We start from the raw sequence: 21,322 nt of genomic DNA, 5'->3' as shown, positions 1-21,322 counted from the left end.
TTCGAGGATGCTGTCGGAGTTCTGCTATTTGCCCCGATTGGGATGGCGTACCTGTATTTGCGCTACCGGAGCCGGGTGCGGGTCAAGCAGGTGCTGATAAAAGAATACAAAGGGCATTATTCCAATGCCGGCAGCGCGGTTGTACTGAACACTTTCGCGGCTTTTTTAGCCATTGCCATGTTCGGGCTTGTCCTTGGCGCCCTTATATCGCCTGTGGTACAATGGCTTCGCAATTAGCTAAGGTTTCAACCCGCAGCTCAGCTAACCTAGCTACTTATTCAGAGCCGGATTACGTCGTCCACTACAAAACCAGCCAGCACCGCATGCAAGCCCCTATCAGGTTGCAGGGATTGTTCGCTTAGATAGCCAGGCGACTGGGGATTCACATAGCCTTGCAGGTTCGTAAACTCTTCCGGTTTCAGGGCTTTAAAGCCCATGGACCACTGCGAGAAACGACGCGCCGCGATGGGCCCGTCCGACAATTTCACCACCCGGCCGTGTCTCGCATCCTGCGCAATGCGGTTGAAGATGTAATACACTTCTTCCTTTGGGCCTTCCAGCACCTGCATGATGTCGCCGTTGCTGTAAAGCAGGAGCCCGGTCAGCTCGTGCCCATGGTTCCAGTTGCGCGACTGGGTGAGCAAGGCAGTGAGCTCAGCTTCGTTTAGCCCGGTGGTAGCCGAGCTCTGATAGACTAAATGGTGTAGCGATTCCATAATAAGGTCAGGATTGAAGCAACAAAGAACTTCGCTTGCCGGAATGCGCACAATGGCTGAGTTTAAATTAGTGGCTCAACGAACTTCTCAGCAGCCCAACGTAAATCCGTTATTGATGGTCATTTTTCAGGCTGTTTTGTGCCCTAAAACGTCTTCCCTCAATCTTGCGACCGGCTTCCAAACGCCAACCCCGCCGCGTATCTTTGCCCTCCCCCAACCCCAACCAAGGCTCTGCTTATGAAATTCATTGTTTCGTCCTCCGCGCTGCTCAAGCAGCTGCAAAGCATCAACGGCGTGGTTACGAACAACCCCGTGGTGCCCATTCTGGAGAATTTCCTCTTTGAGATTGAGGCCGGTAAGCTCACCATCACCGCCTCCGACCTGGAGACGAGCATGATAACCGAGCTGCCCGTGGAGGCCCGCGACACCGGCCGCATTGCCGCGCCCGCCCGCATCCTGCTTGACACCCTCAAGAACCTGCCCGACCAGCCCGTGACCTTCACGCTGGACGAGGAAACCTACACCATCGAAATCAGCTCCTCGAACGGCCGCTACAAGCTGGCCGGTGAGAACGCGGCCGACTTCCCCCGTGTGCCCGTAGTGAAGGGCTCGGCCCCCATTGAGATGCCCTCGTCGTCGCTGTCGCGCGCCATCAACAAAACCATCTTCGCGGTAAGCACCGACGAGCTGCGCCCGGCCATGACCGGCATCCTCGTACAACTTTCCGATGCCCAAGTGACTTTCGTGGCCACCGACGGCCACCGCCTGCTGCGCTACCGCCGCCAGGACGTGGGCGCCGGCCAAACCGCCAACCTCATCATCCCGCGCAAGGCCTTCAACCTGCTGAAAGGCACGCTGCCTTCCGAGGCCACGCCGGTGAAGATGGAGTTCAACCAAAGCAATGCTTTCTTCTCCTTCAACCAGATGCGCCTCGTGTGCCGCCTGATTGACGAGCGGTACCCGGACTACGAGAACGTAATTCCGGTAAGCAACCCCAACAAGCTGGTTATCAACCGGGCCGAACTGCTGAATTCGGTGCGCCGCATCAGCATCTACTCCAACAAAACTACCCACCAGGTGCGCCTGCGCCTGGCCGGCTCGGAGCTGGTGGTTTCGGCCGAGGACCTGGATTTCAGCAACGAAGCCAAGGAAACGCTGGCCTGCCAGTACGACGGCGAGGACATGGAAATCGGCTTCAACGCCCGCTTCCTGATTGAGATGCTCTCGAACATCGACTCCGAGGAAATCACCCTGGAGCTGAGCACGCCCAACCGTGCCGGCCTGCTCATGCCCACCACCCCCGACGACAACGAAAGCATCCTGATGCTGGTGATGCCGGTGATGCTGAACAACTACGTCTAACTTTTTGCCCTCTGAACTGTCATCCTGAGCGCAGCGAAGGACCTTGTCACGTTGGAATTTTCTAGCGTGAAAAGGTCCTTCGCTATGCTCAGGATGACAACTTTTTACCTATTATGAAAAAATCAGAAATCCGCTTCAGCATCGCGCTGGATGACAATAAAGTACCCGAGGCCATCAGCTGGTCGGCCACCGACGCGGGGCCTGACATTCACTTCGCAAAGGCCATCAACATCGCGCTGTGGGACCGGGAGCAGGTAGGCACCATGAAAATCGACCTCTGGACCAAGGACATGCCCGTGGACGAAATGAAGCGCTTCGTGGTCGACAACATTGGCTCGATGGCTGAGAACATCGTGACGGCCACCGACGACAAGGAAATGGCCACCCGCATGCGGGCGCTCTGCAAAGAGCTGTCGGAGTACCTCGACAAGCAGGAACAAGGACAATAGCGCGGCAGCGAATGCTTTCGCGCGGCAGACTCTCGCGCAAAAAAGCCCCACCGGAAACTTGCGGTGGGGCTTTTTAAATAAGCGCATTCCAAAGCGGCTGTTCTACCGGGCGTTGCGGCCCAGGTTGCCAGCCGGCCGGTTGGCCGGGCGCTCGGCAGTAGGCACGATGGTCGCATCGTTGGCACGCGCCGGGGCCGGGTTCTGCACCGAGTTGGTGAGCAGGATGCTGGCCGATTGTGCGGCGTAATCTTTATCGTACTTGTAGTAATTGGCGCGGGAGCCGAAGTAGCTGCTGTACTGGTCGTTGCTGAGCACCGCCATCAGCTCTTGGTCACGCTCTTTGCACACGCCGTTGCACTCCTGGTCAATCAACTTCTGATTGCCGGCGTTTTTGCGCTCGATGGCGGCCATCTTGGCTACCTTATCGGCGTTGATGGCGCGGAGCCTAGTAGCCTGGTAGTTGTTGAGGTGCAGGTCGCGCACCATGTGGGTGCTGAGGCGTTCGGCGCGCTCAGCCACGGGGTTGAGGCGCGGGCTGGACTGCGTTTTGTCCTGCGGCTGCACGGTGGAAGCACGGGGGGCCTGCTGGGCAGTAGCAGCGCCGGCCATAAGGGCCAAAAACAAGGAAGCAAATGCTGTTTTCGTAGTCATCGTCGTAGGGGTTTTGGTAACACTTACGCAAGGACCGGGCCAGAGGAAAGGAAGCCCAGCGTGGGTTTTAAACGCAGCTTTCGCGCTTCCGGTTCGGTTTTGCCCGGCCTACATAGCCCTTTCCGAATATGCTACCATTGGTTTTTCCACATCATCGACTCCACCGGTTTGTCGCTGCGGTCGTTGTATTTGGCGTTCTGCTTGCGGTTGTAAAACGTCTCCACATTGCCCTGCACGGTGAAATAAATGAGCTGGCCAATGGGCATGTTGCGGTACACCCGCACCGGCATCGACACGCTGATTTCCAGCGTCCAATGGTTGCAAAAGCCCACGTCGCCCTTGCCCGCCGTGGCGTGAATATCGATGCCCAGGCGGCCCACGCTGCTCTTGCCTTCGAGGAAGGGTACGGTGGCGTGGGTTTCGGTGTACTCCTGCGTCACGCCGAGGTAAAGGCGGCCGGGTTCCAGCACGTAGCCTTCGTCTTCGGGGATTTCGAAAGTTTCGATTTCGTTGTGCTTGCGGGCGTCCAGCACTGCATCGCGGTAGGTGGACAGGTACTTGCCCAGGTGCACGTCGTAGGAATTGGTACCCAGGCAGCTACGGTCGTAGGGCTCGATGACGATGGTACCTTTTTCGATTTCCGCGAGGATTTGCTGGTCGGTAAGAATCATGTAATTGCGTGGTTGCTATTTCAAATCTGTTTTAAGGAGTTCATGCTGAGCGCAGCGAAGCATCTCTACTGCGCGACTAATTCTTTCGATTGAATTACTCTCACGGTAAAGATGCTTCGCTGCGCTCTGCATGACGTTCGTTTTGTGAATGGCTGACGGACAGTGGCAATTCACTTAGTCATCGTCGTGGTGGCGGGCCGGGCCGTTGGGTTCGAGGTCATCCTCGTCATCGTCCTCGTAGCTGTCTTCGCGCAGTCCTTGCGAGCGTTCGGGCCGAAATCGACTCGCAAAGCTGCGCGGCTCGGGTTCGGGCTCCGGGTCGGCAGCCAGGTTGTTGATGCGGCGGCTCATGGCCGGCAACACGCTCGTGGTGAGATACAACAACGTCAGCAGGCTGCCTAGGCTGAAGAGCAGCGTAAAGTAGTCGAGCCAATCGTGGCGGGGGGCCGCGCCGGGTGCTTCGGCCACCACGGGCGCACTGGTGAGGGGCGCTTCCTCGGAGCGGGCGGGGGCCTCCGCTTCTTCGCTGCCGGCGCTGGCCGTGGTTAGCGGGGCCGATACGGGTGCTTCGGGTTGGGCTTCGGTTTCGGCGGCTTCGGCGGCGGGGCCGGCGGGCTGGCCGGAGTCGTTGAACTGGGCGCTGGCCTGCTGAATGAGACGCTGCTCGGCTCGAATGAGGGCCACTCGCTCGTCGCGTGGCAGGTTGTGGATGAAGAACTCGAAGTTCTTATCAAGCAGCACCGACTTGAGCTGTTTCTCGAACTCGGCCAGCGTCATAGGGCCGTTGCCGAAGCGGTTTTTGTACCGTTCGGCAATGCCGTTGTAGTTCATGAACAGCTGCTTGAGCGCAGCATTGGTACCGAAGCCGTCGAACTGGCGGCGCGCGGCAGCAGTGCGCAGCGTGAGCGGAAATTTGCCCCGGGTGAACGACTTGTCGTACACCGTTTCCATGGTGCGAAAATTCAGCTCGTCGATGGTTTTGTCGAAGAGGCGCTTGTTGGCCTGAGCAGGAGTTTCGGCCTGCGCCAGCGGCCCGAGCAGCAGCAGAATAGCTAGAAAAAGCTGTTTTACCATGGGGCAAAGGTATAGCGCGGGGTTTGGCGAAGTTTAAAAAAATAAGTTTCGCTAAGCCTTAAAGTCACGGAGCGCGCAACGAAGCCTCTTTACCGCAGTAGTAATTATTTACTCTTGCGGTAAAGAGGCTTCGCTGCGCGCTCCGTAATGGACGTTTTGCCTTAAGCGGCGCGGTGGGCCTCAATCAGCGACTCGCGGCATGCTTTGAGGTACATTTCTACCAGCTCGTCGGTGATGGCCGTCGATACAAACAGCGCCTCAAACTGCGAGGGGGCCAGGTAGATGCCGCGCTCCAGCATGGCGTGGAAGTAGCGGCCAAAGGCGGCCGTGTCGCACTTCTTGGCGTCGTCGAGGTTGGTGACGGGCTCGGCAGTGAAGAAGAGGCTGAACATAGAGCCCACACGGTTCACGGTGTAGTTCAGGCCCAGCTCGGCGGCAATCTGGCGGGTGCCGTCGGCGAGGCGGGCGCTGGTAGCTTCGAGGGCGGTGTAGAGCTCAGGGTGCTCGTGCAGGTAGCGCAGCTGGGCCATGCCAGCGGCCGTGGCCATGGGGTTGCCGGAAAGTGTGCCGGCCTGGTACACCTTGCCGGCGGGGGCCACGCAGTTCATAATGTCTTCGCGGCCGCCGTAGGCGCCCACGGGTAGGCCACCACCGATGATTTTACCCAGCGTTGTCATGTCGGCCTTGATGCCGTAGAGCTCCTGCGCGCCGCCTTGGGCAAGGCGGAAGCCGGTCATCACTTCATCGAAAATGAGGACAATGCCGTGCTGGGTGCAGAGGTCGCGCAGGGCCTGCAGGAAGTTTTGGGCGGGAGCTACCAGGCCCATGTTGCCCACCACGGGCTCCAGGATGAGGGCGGCAATCTGGCCGGGGTTGGCGGCGATGAGGGCCTCTACGGCGGGCAGGTCGTTGTAGGGGGCAGTGAGGGTGTCCTGGGCCACGCCCTGGGTCACGCCGGCCGAGTCGGGCTCGCCGGCGGTAAGGGCGCCGCTGCCGGCTGCAATCAGGAAGGCGTCGCCGTGGCCGTGGTAGCAGCCTTCAAACTTGATGATTTTGTTGCGACCGGTGTAGCCACGGGCGGCCCGGATGGCCGACATGCAGGCTTCTGTGCCCGAGTTCACGAGGCGCACCTTCTCAATGCTGGGCACCATTTTCCGAATCAGCTCGGCCATTTCCACTTCGCGATTAGTGGGCGCGCCAAAGCTGAGGGAGTGCGGCAGCGCTTCCCGCACAGCGTCGAGCACCACGGCCGGAGCGTGGCCCAAAATCATTGGGCCCCAGGAGTTGATGAAGTCCACGTAGCGGTTACCATCCACATCGGTGAGCCAGGCGCCCTCGGCACTTTGCATGAACACCGGCGAGCCGCCCACCGAGCGAAACGCCCGCACCGGGGAATTGACACCGCCGGGAATGAGGGTTTTGGCGCGTTCGAAAAGGGCAGCGGAAGTGGTGAGGTTGAGCATTTAAATAAATAAGGGTTGAGTTTTGAATGTTGAGGGTTGGGTTTGAAGGATGAGTTTGAAAGCGGAGTGAAGGCGGGCACAGCCGTAACCGGCCGCATAACTCAACCCTCAACATTCAAAACTCAACCCTTCAATCACCGCAGCACCTGCAGCTCCAGGTTGCTGAGCTTCACGATGGGCACCACTTGGTTGTCGTGGGCGCCGTTGGCGTAGCTCATGCCGTCGAAGATGACGCCGGGCGTGGCGCCGGCACTGGATAAGTTGGACTGGAAAGCGGGGCCATACTGGAACAGGGCCGTGCCGAAAAACATCAGCAGCTCAAACCCTTGGCTGGCGAACAATGACGGCGGCAGGTGCTGCTTTTGCAGGTAGAGCTGCCGGAAGCGGCGGAAGCCGGGGCCTTGCTCGTTGTAGTACTTGGGCTGGATGAAGTACACGCCCTGCATTCCCAGCTGCGACACGTCGAGCCGCGGGTTGTCGAGCCAGGAGCCGGGGGCCAGCAGCGGCACGCGCGTGGCGGCGGGCTGCTGCTGCCACTGCGTGAAGGTGTAGGGCCCGAGGCGGCGGTTATCAGAAAACACCATTAGGTGGCTGGCGCTGGGCAGGTCGAGGGCAGCAAAGGCGGTGCTCAGGCTTTCATCCACGTCGGGGTTGAAGCGCCGGAGGAGGCCGATTTTGCCGCCCTGGCTTTCATATTCGGACTTGTAGGCATTAGCAAAAGCGGCGTCGTCCTTGCTGTCTTCGTGCAGCAACACGCCCGGCTTTCCGCCGCCAAACGATGTGAGGGCAAATTGCGCCGCTACCCGGCCCTGGGTGGTGGTGCTGGGCGAAAACAGGTAGTGCCAGGGGTTGTCAACCACGAGGTCGCCGTCCTGCGAAAGCGGGTTCACGCACACAATTTGGTGCTCGCGGGCGTAGCGGCCCAGCAGCTTGGCGCCCGACTTGTAGATAGGCCCGATGAGCAAATCCATGCCGGCCAGTTCGGGTAGGGCCAGTACTTGTTTGAGGGCCAGGGTATCGGCGCCGGTGTCGTAGGCGAACAGCTGAAGCGGGCGGCCGGCGCGCTGCAGGCTGTCCTGGGCTACGCGCAGGCCGGCGTAGAGGTCAGTCACAAACTGGTTTTTGCGCACCGTTTGCCAGCTGGGGTCGCTGAGCTCGAAGGGCAGCAGCACGGCCACGTTGTAGCTGCTTTTCTTGGCGGCTACGCGGGGGCGCGGCGTGTAGCGGCTGCGGTCGAGGCCGAATTTGGTGATGAGGTCGTTGAGCTGGCCCTGGTCGGCGTCGGTGTAGGCGCCGCCGAACACGAGGCGGTCGGCGTAGGCGCGGCCCAGGGTGGCGTCGTCGGGGTAGCGGCGCAGGTTGCGCACCCAGGTGCTGCGCTCCTTGATGCGCGGCAGGTAGGTGGCCTTCATGCCTTCGCGCTCGGCGGCAAATTTGCCGGGCGGCAGCAACGACAGCGTTTTGAGGGCCGTGTCGTAGTCTTCCTGCTCGAAGGAAACCTGGCCTTGCAGCAGCAGGGCGTCGGGCAGGTTGGGGTAAGTGGGGTACTCGGTGCGGAGCAGGTTGAGGAGCTGTTCAGATTCGGGCCACTGCTTGAGGCGGGCGGCGGCCACGGCGGCCAGGTAGGCGGCGTCGGCGCCGCGGGCAAAGCGGGCGGTGGGCTGGGCCAATGGCTCCAGCTGGGCCAGGGCGGCGGCGTAGTTGCCCAGGTCGAGTTGGGTTTTGGCGTTGCGGTAGCGCGTGGCGGGGTCGGCGGCCGGGGGGGCAGCGGGCCGGGGTTTGGTCGGCGTCTGGGCCAGGGCGGGCGCGCTCAGCAGCAGGCCGGCCACCAGCCACTTAAATCTAGTATGCCGCGTAAAAGGAAATAACATCAAGCCAGGGAAAGCGCTTTCTTACATGGAAAGCAACGCAAAATTAGCCACAAATGCGGGCGTCCGGTCCGGCGGACCATTGTGGCATATACGCAACCCCGGGCCCGAGGCGTTATCTTTCCTCACCTAACCCATACTGCCTGCCGTGTTGCTTACCTCTGCCCTCCCCCTCTCGCGCACCCGCATCACCCTCATGTTCGTGCTGGCGGCCTCGCTCACGCTCAGTTTCCTGCTGGTGGTGGGCCGCGTGGTCATGACGGGTCGCGTCACGTTTCTATTTCTGCTCTGGAACCTGTTTCTGGCCGTTATTCCCTTTGCGTTGAGCACTTTGCTGGGTCTTTCCAAAGGCCCGCTGCAAACGCGCATGCTGGTGCCCGTGGGTGCGGCGTGGCTGCTTTTCTTCCCTAACGCGCCCTACATCCTTACCGACCTGTTCCATCTCGACTCGCGCCCCGGCGTGCCGCTGTGGTACGATTTGGCCCTCATTCTCACTTGCGCCTGGAACGGCCTGATGCTGGCCTACGCCTCGCTGTCGGACATGCAGCGGCTGGTGCAGGCGCGGCTGGGGTTCTGGTCGGGCTGGGGGTTTGCCACGGTGGCGCTGCTGCTCAGCAGCTTCGGCATCTACCTGGGCCGCTACCTGCGCTTCAATTCCTGGGACGTGCTCACCAACCCGCTGACGCTGTTCTACGACATCGTGAACCGCATTCTGCACCCTTTTTCCTTTCCCGGCACTTGGGGTGTGACGCTGGTATTCGGGTTGTTTCTGCTGGTGGGCTACGGCACAGTGCGGCTGCTGGGCCGCGCACAGGTGGAGGCGTAAGCGTGCCGAATATCTACTAGTCAGCAATTATTCCTGCCCCTTAGCCACCGTCCACCCATACAACAGGACTGGCGACCCTACCATTAACACCAGTGACACGGGCAACGACCACTCCCCCAGTCCCGCGGCCTGCCCGGCGGCCACCTGCCCCGTTTCATACAGCAGCTGCAGAAACACCAGCATCAGCCCAATCCTGAAGCCACGGGCCACCCGGATGGCGCCGCGGTACTGCCGCAGCGCATTAGCGGGCGTGATGGCAAAGGGAAAGCTCATCATGTGCGGATACTTGCTTACGGCGTTCGTTACCGCCGTCATGGCCGCGAATAGTGCGGTGGTCACCAGCGCCAGTACCGCCAAAGTGCCCTTTTCGCCGTAGCGGTCGGGCTGCCCCGCGCCGTTGAAGTGCACGGGAATGATGTCGGGCAGTTGGATGAGGTACCAGACGGTGAGGGCCCAGAGCAGGGCCAGCGCGGCCCAGGCCAGTATGTCGACGGCCTTGTCGGCTGGAATATACGGTACTTCGATCTGAGGCCTTGGTTCCATGCAGCGGGCCGAAACGGAGTGACTGTTGGTATGAGCATGACTTATCGCCGCAATCTGCCGGACATTACAGTGGCAGCGGCCTCGGTGGCTCAGCTACCCAGCAGGCGCAAAGTCTTCTCGTCCTGCGCCCCGCCATAAAACTTATCCAGCACCTGCTGAAACACCGGCGGCGCACCGGGCAACGACGCGAACAAGGTCATCGAAGATTTGAGCTTCATGTCATCGGGGCTGCCGAAAATGGCGTTTGCGTCGTTCGACTTCAAGTCCAGCAATGCCGCGCTGATTTCTCGAAGCCGCGGGCCCAGCACCGGATGTGCAGCATATTCTTCCGCTTCGCCCCGGCCGTTGATGGCGTAAAACCGGGCGGTTTCGCTCAGGCCCAAGCCTTGAATTTGGGGGAAGACATACCACATCCAATGGGTGCGCTTGCGGCCATTTTTTATTTCGGCCAGCGCGTCGGTGTAGTTGTTGGCCTGCGCATCGAGGAAACGATTCAAGCTGTTTTGGCTGGGCATGAGGATGCTAATGGGTAAGACAAGGCGTTAAACGGCAGCAGCTGGCCTAATGATGCAAGGCAAATACTCGGGGCAGCCGGTTAAATTTTAGTCGGTTTTTAGGAAGGCCTACGGCCGCCGAGGCCCTTTCCTTCGTTCTCTCGTTGGCCGCGCCGTAGTTTCGCCCCTGACGCGGCGCTACCCACCGTTCGCTCTCACCCACATGACCAAACGCTTATTCTTCGGCCTGCTGGCCCTGTTGCCGGGCCTGGCCCTGGCCCAACGCCCCGCCAAACCAAAGCCCAAGCCGGCCGCCCCGCCCAAAGCCGCCAGCGGACCTTATTTCCAGCAGGAAGTCAACTATTCAATTGATGTGAAGCTGGACGACCGCACGCACCAGCTGCGCGGCCACGAGGAGCTGACTTACCTCAACAACTCGCCCCAGGCCCTAACCTTTATTTGGTTTCACCTCTGGCCCAACGCCTACCGCGACAACAATACCGCCTTCGGCCAGGAGCAGAAGCGCCAGGGCAGCCGCAAGTTTCTCTTCGCCAAGCCCGATGAGCGCGGCTTTATCGACAGCCTCGCTTTTCAGGTGAACGGCCAGCCGGCCAAGCTCGAATTCGACCCCGAAAACCCCGACATCGCCAAGTTGGTGCTGCCACAGGCGCTGGCCCCGGGCGCCACGGCCACCATTGCCACGCCGTTTCGGGTGAAGGTGCCGGGCTCGTTTTCGCGGATGGGGCACGTGGGGCAGAGCTACCAGATTTCGCAGTGGTACCCCAAGCCCGCGGTGCTGGACCGGCGCGGCTGGCACCCCATTCCCTACCTCAGCCAGGGCGAGTTTTACTCGGAATACGGCTCCTTCGACGTGAGCATCACCCTGCCCAGCAACTACACCGTGGGAGCCACCGGCGTGCTGCAAAACCCCGACGAACAGGCGCGCATGGCCGGCCTGGCTGCTGCCACGGCCGCCAAGAAAACGGCCGACGATTTCGGCAAGGATATGGCCTTCCCGGCCTCGGCGCCCACCACCAAAACCCTGCGCTACAAGCAGGACCGGGTGCACGACTTCGCCTGGTTTGCCGACAAGCGCTTCAACGTGCTGCGCGAATCGGTGACAATGCCCTCGGGCCGCGTGGTCACGTCGTGGGTGCTATTCACCAACCGGCAGGCCGAGCGGTGGATTAAGGGCCTGCAGGAAGTGAACGACGCCCTCATCAACTACTCGAAATGGGTGGGCGAATACCCCTACGCCAGCGCCACGGCCGTGGACGGCGCACTCACCGCCGGCTCGGGTATGGAATACCCCATGGTGACCGTGACCGAGCCCGACGCCATTGTGCACGAGGTGGGCCACAACTGGTTCTACGGCATCTTGGGCTCGAATGAGCGCGACTTCCCGTGGATGGACGAGGGCGTGAACACATACGAGCAAATCCGAGTCGAGGAGCTCAGCAACCCGCAGGCCGGCATGCTGGCCGTGCTGCAAAAAATCAAGCCCGTGGCTAACACCTTCGGCCTCGAAAACCTGCCCGGCACCGCCCTGAGCCAGCTGCCCTACCAGGCCCTGGCCACGCGCGGCCTGGCTCAGCCGGTGCAAGGCCCCACCTCGGCCGACTACACGCAGGTAAACTACGCGGCCACGGTGTATGAAAAAACCGGCGTGTCGCTGAAGTACCTGGCCGGCTACCTGGGCCAGGAGAAGTTCGACGCGGCCATGCACCTCTACTACACGCGCTGGCAGTTCAAGCACCCATACCCCGAGGACATGCAGGCCGTGTTTGAGGAAAGCACGGGGCAGAAGCTGGGCTGGTTTTTCCGCGACTTCCTCACCACGGCCCAGCCCTACGAGGCCGACCTGGCCGCCGTGGCCGTGTTCAACGACGTGGTGAAGGTGCTGGTGCGCACCGAGTCGGAGCGGCCCTGGTCGGTGCCCGTGTCCACGGTCGACGCGCAGAACAACATCCTCGAAACTCTCTGGACCACGCCCTTCGGCAACACCGACCCCAACGCCGATGAGGAAGTGACCAGCCAGCTCAACTTCAAGCGCGACAACGTGGTGGCCGTGGTGGTAGATGCCGGCTACTTGGCCCCGCAGCTCAACCGCCGCAACGACCGGCTGCGCCTCGAAAACGGCCCGCGCGACCGGTCGGAGCCGCTACGCCTGCGCCCGCTGTTCAGCGTGGAGCGCTGGGACAAAGCCACCGTAAACTGGCTGCCCGTGGTGGGCGCCAACACGTCGGATAAGTTCATGCTGGGGGCCGCGTTCCATAACAGCCTCATTGCGCCCAAAAAGCTGCAGTACCTGGCCATGCCCATGTACAGCTTCAATCGCAACGAGCTCAACGGCATCGGCCGCCTGCAGCTGAACTCGCGGCCCGAGCGCGGCGCCCGGCAGTTCATCACGGCCCTCACGGTGCAGCGCTTCGAGCGGTATTTCAAGACCGAGCCTAGCTTCACCTTCGTGCTGCCGCACCGCATCGGCTACCTGCCTCAGCACCAGCTGCAAGTGGCCTTCACCTCCGTCACAGACCAGGACCGCAACCGCACCAGCAGCATTACCACGGCCGAATACTCGGTGCGGCACGACAACGCCATCAACAGTTGGTCGGCCAACGTGGAGCTGAACCACCTGCTGGCCAACTCCACCGAAAGCAACGACCGGGGTGCCGTGCTCCTACGGGCTTCGGCCGCCTTGCAGCATTTCTACGCCAAAGACAAGCGCGTACAGCTGCGCCTGTTCGGCGGCCGCTTCCTGCAAAGCAGCACCAACACCGGCTTCGTGATGGGCCTGAGCGGCAGCCCCGATTACCGCCGCCAAACCCCCTTCCTCGACCGCCAGCAGATTTCGCACACCGTCACCGCCCAGCTGCACCAAACCGACAACCGCGACGGCGCCTTCAAGGCTTTCCTGCCCGTGGCCAGCCAGCGTTGGCTTAGCGCCCTCAATGCTCAGATTGACGTGCCCGGCCTCCCATTGGCGGTATTTGGCGACCTCGGCGCCACCAGCGAAACCCAGTTCCTGGCGGGCCGCAGCACCTCGCAACGCCTGTTTTATGACGCTGGCTTCACGCTGCCCATTGCGCGCAGCATTTTCGAGATTTACGTGCCGGTGGCTGGCTCGCAGTTCAATAATGGCCTGCCCGGCAGCCGTCAGGAATTCACCGATGGCATCCGCTTCGTGCTGGCCCTGAACAAGCTCAGCCCCTTCCGGCTGCTGGATGAGAACTTAACGCGGTAGTGTTTGGCCCCACTATTCGGGTGCGCAGCCGTGAGTGCGCACCCGAACGAATAAGAATTATGCTTTTTCGGCTCTGTCCAGAAACAAATACAGCCCTTTAATCAGGCCGTTTTCAACAATAGCCACGTCCGCACCGGTGGCCACGGGCAGTGCCCCGTCGGCCCCCAGTTGCCAGGTAATGAGCTGCACAGCCTTGTTGGCCTGCGCGGGCTTGGTCAATTTAAACTGAAATTCTACGGGCCATTCGGCCTGCAGCTTGGTAATCAGCTCATTTATTGCCTGATGCCCGGTGATGGGTTCGGCACCGTGGCCTTCAAAAAAGGCGATGTCGGAGGCGTACACGCTGGACATGGCTGCCAAACGGCGGTTGGCATCCCGGTCATTCCAAATCACCAGTAAGCTGTCTTCCAAGAGCTGGGCTGCATTCATGTTCATTTCAAATAATTAAGTCCGCGTTTTGCCAGCGGCAATATAGCAAGGCGAATTGCTGGTCTGCAGCGATTAGCTGGCGGCATTTCGGGCCGAGGCGGGCCAATCTTCCCGTTATTACGCCTTGCTCGGCTGCTACTTTTGCATCATGCCCGCTGATATGCCGATGACCTGGCCGCGCCTGCTCTCGCAGCGCCGCTTCCCCGACCAACAACTGCCGCCCGCCAGCGCCGCCCCGGTGCGCGGCGCCTTTGTGCAAGACTATGACCGGGTGGTATTCAGCTCGGCTTTTCGGCGCCTGCAGCGCAAAACCCAGGTGATGCCCCTGCCCGAAACAGACTTCGTGCACACCCGCCTCACCCACTCGCTCGAAACCGCCGTGGTGGGCCGCTCCCTGGGCCGCCTCGCCGCCCGCCACCTCATGGAGGCCGATGCTGAACTGGCCCAACAGCTGCCCAACCTCGACCAGGACTGCGGCGACATTGTGTCGGCCGCCTGCCTGGCCCATGACATCGGCAACCCGCCCTTCGGCCACTCTGGCGAAGACGCCATCAGCAGCTACTTCCTCAGTGCCTCCGCGATTCCGTACCTGGCACAGTTGACAGCCGCTGAAGTGGCGGATTTGCAGCATTTTGAGGGCAATGCGGCCGGCTTTCGCATCCTCACGCACACCTACGCGGCGCACAGCTCTGGCACGGCTGGCCTGGGCCTCACCTACGCCACACTGGGTGCCTTCACCAAGTACCCGCGCCCCAGCCTGGTGCCCGACGCGGCCAAAGTTGGGGGCGCTTCAGAGAAAAAATACGGCCACTTCCAGACGGAAGCCGCCCGCTTTCAGCACGTCGCCGCCGAGTTGGGTTTGCTGCCCAAAGATGCTGCCAGCGGCTTCTACCACCGCCACCCGCTGGCCTTTCTGGTTGAAGCTGCCGACGACCTCTGCTACCGCATCATCGACTTTGAGGATGGCCTTAAGTTGGGCCTCATCGCACCCGAAACCGGCCTTCCCCTACTCAAAAAGATGCTCAACGACCCCGCTGGCCGCAAGGGCAGCGTGCAGTGGCACGACTGGCGGGAGGAGCTGGGCTACATCCGCGCCCGCCTCATCGGCAAGCTCGTGGCCGAGCTGGCGGGGCTATTTGCCCAGCACGCCCCCGCCATTCTGCGCGGGCAGTACGACCAATCCCTCATCAAAGAGCTCAGCTGCTGGGCCGACCTGCAGGAAGTGCAGCGCCTGAGCATCAACCAGCTCTACCGCAGCCGGCCTGTGCTTGAAATCGAAGCCGCCGGCTTCGACGTGCTCGGCGGCCTGCTCGACGCCTTCCTCTGCGCCATTTTCGACGCCGGTCAGGGCCACCGCAGCCGCAAGCTGCTCCTGCTGCTGCCCGAGCAGTTCCGTGCCGGAAGGCACCAGGCTAATGTGTCGGTTTACGAAAAAATCCTGTTGCTCACCGACTTCGTGGCCGGCATGACCGACCAAAACGCGCTGAGCTTGTACAAGACCATCAAGGGAATTGAATTGCCGAAAGGTTTTTGAGGCGGGCGCGGGCCAGCATGCCTGTTTCCTATTTTTTCATGGTCAGCACCGGGTCAACGGCTTGTTTGTCAATGGATGTGTTTTGGCCGTCGATGACCAGCCACTTGTTGTTGCGCTTTTCCATCAGCATGGTCATCACGCCGGTTGAAACGGCGCTCATGTCCCGGCCATCGGGCATCACCCAGCCATCGAGCTTCCAGTGATGCCGCACCAGGGCCAGGTCGGGCCGCAGCATTTTTACTTCCTCGCGCAGCACGGTGTGCGTGGTTTTGTTGAACATCACCTGCATAAAAATATCCAGGGCATAGCGGTGTTCCGCCACATTGTGCCACCACATTCCTACCACGTTCACCCATTGAGCCTCAGGGGCAAAGTAGCTGAAGTAGCGGCCCGTGTCATGCTGGTTCCAGGCCTCTACGGTACCAGCCAACACCTGGCGCACGGCTTGTTCGTCGGGGGAGGTGGGCCGGACGGCTTGGCCGTGGGCAGCCCCGACTAGGGCCAGGCCCAGAGCCGAAATGACTAATGTTTTCATCGCTTTCATCGGTTAAGTGATGAAGCAAAGGTGGCGCGGTGGCCCAGCGATGAATAGTAAAAAATCGACGTTATGCAGGGCCGCCCGCATAAATATTCAAGCCCGCATTTTCATCCTCTTTCAGCAAGGCCGTGGGACTGACTCCCGCAAAAAGCCGAAAGTCCTTAATGAGGTGGGTTTGGTCGTAGTAGCCGCATTTGTACACCACGTCTTGCCAGTCCAGGCCCGGCTGCTGGTCTTTCAGGCGGTAGGCCTGCGCAAAACGCACCACCCGCAGGAAAAGCTTGGGGCTCATGCCCACGCGTTCCAGAAACTTGCGCTCGAACTGCCGCGGGCTGAGGCAGGCCTGCCCCGCCAGCCAGTCGAGCGATACCCGCTGGCTGGCGCCGCGCTGCTGCATCAGCTGGGCCACCTGGTCGATGCCATGGGCACCGGCCTTTAGCGCCGCCACCTTGCCAAGCAAATACGTTTCGACCCGGCCAATCATGCGCGAATACTCTTGCATCTCCCGGAGTTCCTCATTGATTTGCCGAATTTCTGCCCCGGCCACAAAGGTGCTGTCCACGGTTTGGTCGAGCAGCTCCCACATGGGCACGCCGAAAAGCCGGAACAAGCCCCCCGGCCGAAACCCCACTTTGATGGTGATTTGGTCGTGGCCCATGCGCAGGTTCACCCGAGCCAGCTGAGGCCCTAAAATGATGCTCGGCGGGCTGGTCAGCGCTTCGTTTCGGGCGCAATGGAACACTTCCACGGCATCGCGGGCGTAGAAGAACAGACACTGCTCCGGGGTGGCCGGAAAGGGTTTTTCTACGCGGGGCAGGTGCGGCGGCAGCCGCAGGTGCATCAGCATCACGTTGGCCACGTAGGGCTGTAGCGCCGGATGGGGCCGATAAAACTGACAGAACGGAGCTTCCATGACGTTGCGCTTGGCCTGCTGCCACAAGGTAAAGCGCGGCGCAGAAATTTGCTACCCGGCCTCGCTTTCGTGCAGGGCCACCAGGTTTGCCAGCAGCGCCTCCAGTAACTTGCGGCCCTTCCACACCGATTTCAACTTGCCGCGAATCTGCTCGGCAGTCTGCACGAATTCCTGCTCCTCGGCCTGCTCGTGTCCTTCCAGCTCCATCAGCTTCTCCACCATGGGCACCGTCATTTCCGGGTGAAACTGCAACCCAATCACGCCATCGCCCCACACGAAGCCCTGCGTAGCCGTGGCCGCCGACATGCCTACGCGCACCGCCCCCGGCGGCACCGTAAAGGTATCGAGGTGCCAGTGCAGCACCGTGGCCTTCTCCGGCCACCCGCGCAGCAACGGGTGCTCCAGTGACCGAGCCGAAAACCGCACCGTCCAGAAGCCAATTTCCGGCGCGTGGTTGGGCCGCACCTCGCCGCCCAGTGCCTCCGCTACAAGTTGCGCCCCCAGGCAAATAGCCAGCGTGATTTTGCCCGCCCGCAATGCTTCTTTGATGAAGGCCTTTTCTAAGCGCAGCCACGGCAGTTGGTCCTCATCGTGCACGCTCATAGCCCCACCCAGAATCAGCAAGCCATCAAAATCTGACAGCACCGGAAATATCGGTTTGGGCTCAAACAGCTTGGTAAAGGTGAGCGAGTGGCCATGCGCCGCCAGCCAGTCCGCCGCGTGGCCGGGGCCTTCGTCAGGCATGTGCTGTAGGCAGTGGAAGCGCATTGCGTTTCGGTTATTGATGATAAAGTAAGAACGTCATGCTGAGCGCAGCCGAAGCATCTCTACCGCGCAAGTAATTATTTACTACTGCGGTAGAGATGCTTCGACTGCGCTCAGCATGACGTTCTGGTTTTTGGGCTATCGATTATCGACTACTCCCACTCAATCGTTGCCGGCGGCTTGCTCGAAATATCATACACCACGCGGTTGATACCGCGCACCTGGTTGATGATTTTATTCGAGACTTCGGCCAGGAAATCGTATGGCAGGTGGGCCCAGTCGGCGGTCATACCATCCACGCTGGTCACGGCGCGCAGGGCTACCACCCGCTCGTAGGTACGTTCGTCGCCCATCACGCCCACGCTTTGCACGGGCAGCAGCATGGCCCCCGCCTGCCACACGTGCTCATACAAGCCGTGCTGCTTGAGCAGATTGATAAACACGCCGTCGGCGCGCTGCAGCAGGTCTACCTTCTCGGGCGTAATGTCGCCGAGGATGCGGATGCCCAGGCCGGGGCCCGGGAAGGGGTGGCGGTTGAGGATTTCGGCCGGCAGCTCCAGCGCCGCGCCCACTTCGCGCACCTCGTCTTTGAAGAGCATGCGCAGCGGCTCCACAATCTTGAGGTTCATCTTCTCGGGCAAGCCGCCCACGTTGTGGTGGCTCTTGATGGTCACGGCCGGGCCCTTCACCGATACCGACTCGATTACGTCGGGGTAGATGGTGCCCTGGGCCAGCCAACGCGCGCCCGTCACTTTCTGCGCCTCGCGGTCGAACACCTCAATAAACGTGCGGCCGATGGCCTTGCGCTTGCCCTCCGGGTCGCTGATGCCGGCAAGCGCGGCGTAGAACTCGGGCGCGGCGTTCACGCCGGTCACGTTCAGGCCGAGGCCCTCGTAAGCTTTCAGCACGGTGGCAAACTCGTCCTGCCGCAGCAGGCCATTATCCACGAAGATGCCGTGCAGGCGGGGGCCGATGGCCCGGTGCAGCAACAGGGCCGCCACGCTGCTGTCCACGCCGCCCGAGAGGCCCAGAATCACCTGGTCGTCGGGGCCGATGGTGTGCTGCAGCGCCGCCACGGCCGAGTCCACGAAGTGGTCGGGCGTCCAGCTTTGCGCGCACTGGCAAATGTTCACGACGAAGTTGTACAGCAGCACCTTGCCCTCGGTGGAGTGCGTCACCTCGGGGTGGAACTGAATGCCGTAGGTTTCCTGGCCTTCAACCTTGAAAGCGGCCACGTCCACTTCGGGCGTGCTGGCAATGATGTCGTAACCGGCCGGCAGCACCTTGATGGTATCGCCGTGCGACATCCACACCTGCGAGTCGGTGTGCATGTCGGTGAGTAGCGGCGAGCCGCCGTCCAAAGACGAAAGGCGGGCACGGCCGTACTCGCGGATGGTGGCGGGCAACACCTCGCCCCCACCCTGCTGGGCCAGCAGCTGCGCGCCGTAGCACACGCCCAGCACCGGCACGTGGCCCAGCAGGTGGCTCAGGTCGGGGTTGGGCGCGCCTTCCTCGCGCACCGAGCACGGCGAGCCGGAAAGAATAACGCCCCGAATATCGTCGCTGATGACGAGGTTCGGGGCGTGAGTGTAGGGGTGAATTTCGCAGAACACGTGCAATTCGCGGATGCGCCGGGCTATCAATTGCGTGTACTGCGAGCCGAAATCAAGGATGATAAGTCGTTCCATGGTGCAAAGCTAACCACGGATTCGAGCGGATTTTTCGGATTTCACGGATTTTGTAGCCGCCACCGTTCGGCTTCCCTGTTTTTTCTACTCCTGCCCGGCTGCGTCATTTTCTAAATAATCAACCGCTTAGCAGCTCTGCCCGGCACAACAGGCACAAAATCCGAGCAAACCGTGCTGAATCCGACGAAACTATGCTTACCTTTGCACCGGCAAGTCAGAACGACCAGCTCCTGCTGAACTCCCCCAGGACCGGAAGGTAGCAAGGGTAGGTGGTTGTAGCGGTGCGATTTTGGCTTGCTTTTTTTTGTCTTTTCGCGTCGGCCCCGATGCTGCTCCATTCCGCACTTGGCGGGCCAATGAGTAGCTTTGGGGCCGATTCTTTTTTGTCGGTAGCCAGTATCAGGTAGTCCGTATTCAGACGAAACTATCTAACTACTGACTACTTAATACTGACTACTTTTTCCCATGAAATTCTTCCTCGACACCGCCAACCTCGACGAAATCCGCGAAGCTGTGGAGCTGGGCGTCCTCGACGGCGTGACCACCAACCCCTCGCTCATGGCCAAAGAAGGCATCAAAGGCCTCGATGGCGTGATGGCCCACTACCGCCAGATTTGCGAGTTGGTCGACGGCGACGTGTCGGCCGAAGTCATTGCCACTGACTTTGATGGCATCGTGCGCGAAGGCGAGGCCCTGGCCGACCTGCACCCCAACATCGTGGTGAAGGTGCCCATGATTAAGGATGGCATCAAGGCCATTAAGTACTTCGCCGACAAAGGCATCAAAACCAACTGCACGCTGGTATTCACCGCCGGGCAGGCCCTGCTGGCCGCCAAGGCCGGCGCCACCTACGTGTCGCCCTTCGTGGGCCGCCTCGATGATATCGGCCACGACGGCCTGCAGCTCATCGAGCAGATTGTGCAGATTTTCAGCAACTACGGCTACCCCACTGAAGTACTGGCTGCTTCGGTGCGCCACGTCCCGCACCTCATTCAGTGTGCCGAAATCGGCGCCGACGTGGTGACTTGCCCGCTCAACGTCATCACCGGCCTGCTCAACCACCCGCTCACGGACAAGGGCCTGGCTACTTTCCTGGCCGACCATAAAAAAGTTAACTCTTAGGGTTAAATGTTGAGGGTTGAGTTGTCCATCAAGAATATTGACGAGCATTCAACCCTCAACATTCAACCCTCAAAACTTCTCGCCGTGTACATCATCAAAGTAAAAGGCAAGGCCAAAATTCCGGATTACATCCAGCTGCGGGACGAGGCTTTCGTGCTGATTGCCTACTTCCGGGCCGACCGGCCCTTGAAAGACCTGCACCGCTACGGCTTGGAAGGCAAAGAAACCGAGCTGGCGGCGGTGATTTCGGGGTTGGAATTTGGCAAACTGCAGCCGCTGAGCTTGTAAGAACATGACCGAAAATGTGATTGAGCTGCACGACGCCACCATCATGCAGGAGGAGCAAGCCGTGCTGCAGGGCGTAACGTTCTCGCTGGAAAAGGGCGCTTTCTGCTATTTGGTAGGCCGCACGGGCTCAGGGAAGTCGTCGCTGCTGAAAACGCTGTATGCCGACTTGCCGCTGCAAAGCGGCATGGGCACCGTGGCGGGCTTTCCGCTGGCCAAGCTGCCGGCAAGCAAGGTGCCCTACCTGCGCCGGCGGCTGGGCATCGTGTTCCAGGACTTCCAATTGCTGAGCGACCGCACCGTGGCCGAGAACCTGATGTTCGTGCTCAACGCCACGGGCTGGAAGGGCAAGGCTCAGAAGCAGCAACGCGTGAGCGACGTGCTCACGCAAGTGGGCCTCAACGGGGCCGCCAACCGCATGCCGCACCGCCTCTCGGGCGGCGAGCAGCAGCGCGTGGTTATTGCCCGCGCCATGCTCAACGAGCCCGTGCTGCTGCTGGCCGACGAGCCCACCGGCAACCTCGACCCGGACGTGTCGGACAGCATCATGCGTCTGTTTGCTGAAATCAACAACGCCGGCACCGCCATTCTGATGGCCACGCACAACTTCCAGCTGCTGGAGAAATACCCGCACCGCGTGCTCACCTGCAAAGACGGCGCGCTGCTCGATTCGGCCCGGGTTTGACG

22 protein-coding genes and 1 other RNA gene are annotated in these 21,322 nt (G+C 61.0%); 10 read left to right on the top strand and 13 right to left on the bottom strand.

The features are described 5' to 3' along the window. The first annotated feature begins 42 nt into the window (after positions 1–42). Positions 43–237 carry a hypothetical protein gene (locus I2I01_RS19880; protein WP_196288275.1) on the top strand — a complete coding sequence of 65 codons (195 nt, stop codon included), beginning with the start codon at positions 43–45 and terminating at the stop codon, positions 235–237. 41 nt (positions 238–278) lie between these two features. Here the strand turns inward: I2I01_RS19880 and I2I01_RS19875 are convergent, their stop codons facing one another. Continuing rightward, entirely contained in the window at positions 279–716 is a 438-nt protein-coding gene (locus I2I01_RS19875) for a BLUF domain-containing protein (protein ID WP_196288274.1), read from the bottom strand. A gap of 237 nt (positions 717–953) precedes the next feature. On the opposite strand from I2I01_RS19875, the gene dnaN reads away from it, so the two are divergent. Both dnaN and gldC read left to right on the top strand, forming a co-directional pair. After that, entirely contained in the window at positions 954–2,078 is a 1,125-nt protein-coding gene (gene dnaN, locus I2I01_RS19870; RefSeq protein WP_196288273.1) for a DNA polymerase III subunit beta, read from the top strand. A gap of 113 nt (positions 2,079–2,191) precedes the next feature. Further along, positions 2,192–2,527: a gliding motility protein GldC gene (gene gldC / locus I2I01_RS19865; protein ID WP_196288272.1), complete on the top strand. Its 336-nt coding sequence runs from the start codon at positions 2,192–2,194 to the stop codon at positions 2,525–2,527. 102 nt (positions 2,528–2,629) lie between these two features. Here gldC and I2I01_RS19860 read toward each other — a convergent pair whose 3' ends face one another. The 5 genes from I2I01_RS19860 to I2I01_RS19840 all read right to left on the bottom strand — a co-directional run bounded on the left by I2I01_RS19860 (position 2,630) and on the right by I2I01_RS19840 (position 8,257). Further along, positions 2,630–3,178 carry a hypothetical protein gene (locus I2I01_RS19860; RefSeq protein ID WP_196288271.1) on the bottom strand — a complete coding sequence of 183 codons (549 nt, stop codon included), beginning with the start codon at positions 3,176–3,178 and terminating at the stop codon, positions 2,630–2,632. Between the two features lie 131 nt (positions 3,179–3,309). Next, positions 3,310–3,849 carry a dCTP deaminase gene (gene dcd, locus I2I01_RS19855; protein WP_196288270.1) on the bottom strand — a complete coding sequence of 180 codons (540 nt, stop codon included), beginning with the start codon at positions 3,847–3,849 and terminating at the stop codon, positions 3,310–3,312. Positions 3,850–4,023: 174 nt separating this feature from the next. Continuing rightward, positions 4,024–4,923: a hypothetical protein gene (locus I2I01_RS19850; protein WP_196288269.1), complete on the bottom strand. Its 900-nt coding sequence runs from the start codon at positions 4,921–4,923 to the stop codon at positions 4,024–4,026. 161 nt (positions 4,924–5,084) lie between these two features. Continuing rightward, a complete protein-coding gene (gene hemL / locus I2I01_RS19845) occupies positions 5,085–6,386 on the bottom strand; it encodes a glutamate-1-semialdehyde 2,1-aminomutase (RefSeq protein ID WP_196288268.1) in 1,302 nt (433 codons plus the stop codon). A 134-nt stretch (positions 6,387–6,520) separates the two neighbouring features. Continuing rightward, positions 6,521–8,257 (bottom strand): ABC transporter substrate-binding protein, encoded by a 1,737-nt coding sequence (locus tag I2I01_RS19840; protein WP_196288267.1) that lies wholly within the window; start codon positions 8,255–8,257, stop codon positions 6,521–6,523. Positions 8,258–8,402: 145 nt separating this feature from the next. Here I2I01_RS19840 and I2I01_RS19835 point away from each other — a divergent pair, with 145 nt between their 5' ends. Further along, positions 8,403–9,080: a DUF1361 domain-containing protein gene (locus I2I01_RS19835; protein ID WP_196288266.1), complete on the top strand. Its 678-nt coding sequence runs from the start codon at positions 8,403–8,405 to the stop codon at positions 9,078–9,080. Positions 9,081–9,107: 27 nt separating this feature from the next. On the opposite strand, the gene I2I01_RS19830 is transcribed toward I2I01_RS19835, so the two are convergent. Next, positions 9,108–9,623, bottom strand: coding sequence for a DUF1648 domain-containing protein (locus I2I01_RS19830; protein ID WP_196288265.1), 516 nt, complete (start codon positions 9,621–9,623; stop codon positions 9,108–9,110). An 89-nt stretch (positions 9,624–9,712) separates the two neighbouring features. Further along, positions 9,713–10,138, bottom strand: coding sequence for a DUF1810 domain-containing protein (locus I2I01_RS19825; RefSeq protein WP_196288264.1), 426 nt, complete (start codon positions 10,136–10,138; stop codon positions 9,713–9,715). Between the two features lie 202 nt (positions 10,139–10,340). Here I2I01_RS19825 and I2I01_RS19820 point away from each other — a divergent pair, with 202 nt between their 5' ends. Continuing rightward, positions 10,341–13,361: a M1 family metallopeptidase gene (locus I2I01_RS19820; RefSeq protein WP_196288263.1), complete on the top strand. Its 3,021-nt coding sequence runs from the start codon at positions 10,341–10,343 to the stop codon at positions 13,359–13,361. 57 nt (positions 13,362–13,418) lie between these two features. Here I2I01_RS19820 and I2I01_RS19815 read toward each other — a convergent pair whose 3' ends face one another. Next, entirely contained in the window at positions 13,419–13,790 is a 372-nt protein-coding gene (locus I2I01_RS19815; RefSeq protein ID WP_196288262.1) for a nuclear transport factor 2-like protein, read from the bottom strand. Positions 13,791–13,938: 148 nt separating this feature from the next. Here I2I01_RS19815 and dgt point away from each other — a divergent pair, with 148 nt between their 5' ends. Beyond that, positions 13,939–15,324, top strand: a complete 1,386-nt coding sequence (gene dgt / locus I2I01_RS19810) for a dGTP triphosphohydrolase (RefSeq protein ID WP_211538058.1) — start codon at positions 13,939–13,941, stop codon at positions 15,322–15,324. Between the two features lie 28 nt (positions 15,325–15,352). Here dgt and I2I01_RS19805 read toward each other — a convergent pair whose 3' ends face one another. From I2I01_RS19805 to guaA, 4 genes are all read right to left on the bottom strand, one after another. Further along, positions 15,353–15,859: an SgcJ/EcaC family oxidoreductase gene (locus I2I01_RS19805; RefSeq protein WP_196288261.1), complete on the bottom strand. Its 507-nt coding sequence runs from the start codon at positions 15,857–15,859 to the stop codon at positions 15,353–15,355. A 70-nt stretch (positions 15,860–15,929) separates the two neighbouring features. Continuing rightward, positions 15,930–16,775, bottom strand: a complete 846-nt coding sequence (locus tag I2I01_RS19800; RefSeq protein WP_196288260.1) for an AraC family transcriptional regulator — start codon at positions 16,773–16,775, stop codon at positions 15,930–15,932. Positions 16,776–16,826: 51 nt separating this feature from the next. Beyond that, positions 16,827–17,519, bottom strand: a complete 693-nt coding sequence (locus tag I2I01_RS19795; protein WP_196288259.1) for a type 1 glutamine amidotransferase — start codon at positions 17,517–17,519, stop codon at positions 16,827–16,829. A gap of 173 nt (positions 17,520–17,692) precedes the next feature. After that, positions 17,693–19,228 carry a glutamine-hydrolyzing GMP synthase gene (guaA, locus tag I2I01_RS19790; RefSeq protein ID WP_196288258.1) on the bottom strand — a complete coding sequence of 512 codons (1,536 nt, stop codon included), beginning with the start codon at positions 19,226–19,228 and terminating at the stop codon, positions 17,693–17,695. Positions 19,229–19,434: 206 nt separating this feature from the next. On the opposite strand from guaA, the gene ffs reads away from it, so the two are divergent. The 4 genes from ffs (at position 19,435) to I2I01_RS19770 (ending at position 21,320) form a co-directional block, all read left to right on the top strand. Next, positions 19,435–19,532: signal recognition particle sRNA small type (ffs, locus tag I2I01_RS19785), an RNA gene on the top strand. A 161-nt stretch (positions 19,533–19,693) separates the two neighbouring features. Further along, positions 19,694–20,350, top strand: a complete 657-nt coding sequence (fsa, locus tag I2I01_RS19780) for a fructose-6-phosphate aldolase (RefSeq protein WP_196288257.1) — start codon at positions 19,694–19,696, stop codon at positions 20,348–20,350. 84 nt (positions 20,351–20,434) lie between these two features. Continuing rightward, positions 20,435–20,638 carry a fructose-6-phosphate aldolase gene (locus I2I01_RS19775; RefSeq protein ID WP_196288256.1) on the top strand — a complete coding sequence of 68 codons (204 nt, stop codon included), beginning with the start codon at positions 20,435–20,437 and terminating at the stop codon, positions 20,636–20,638. 4 nt (positions 20,639–20,642) lie between these two features. Then, complete coding sequence (locus I2I01_RS19770) at positions 20,643–21,320, top strand: cell division ATP-binding protein FtsE (RefSeq protein WP_196288255.1); 678 nt, start codon at positions 20,643–20,645, stop codon at positions 21,318–21,320. The last annotated feature ends 2 nt before the right edge of the window (positions 21,321–21,322 follow it).

The sequence above is a fragment of the Hymenobacter properus genome (genome assembly GCF_015694735.1).
In the GTDB taxonomy this organism is placed as follows: Bacteria; Bacteroidota; Bacteroidia; order Cytophagales; family Hymenobacteraceae; genus Hymenobacter; species Hymenobacter properus.
The sequence above is the reverse complement of the archived record's forward strand: the minus strand, read 5'-3'. Positions and strand labels throughout refer to the sequence as shown.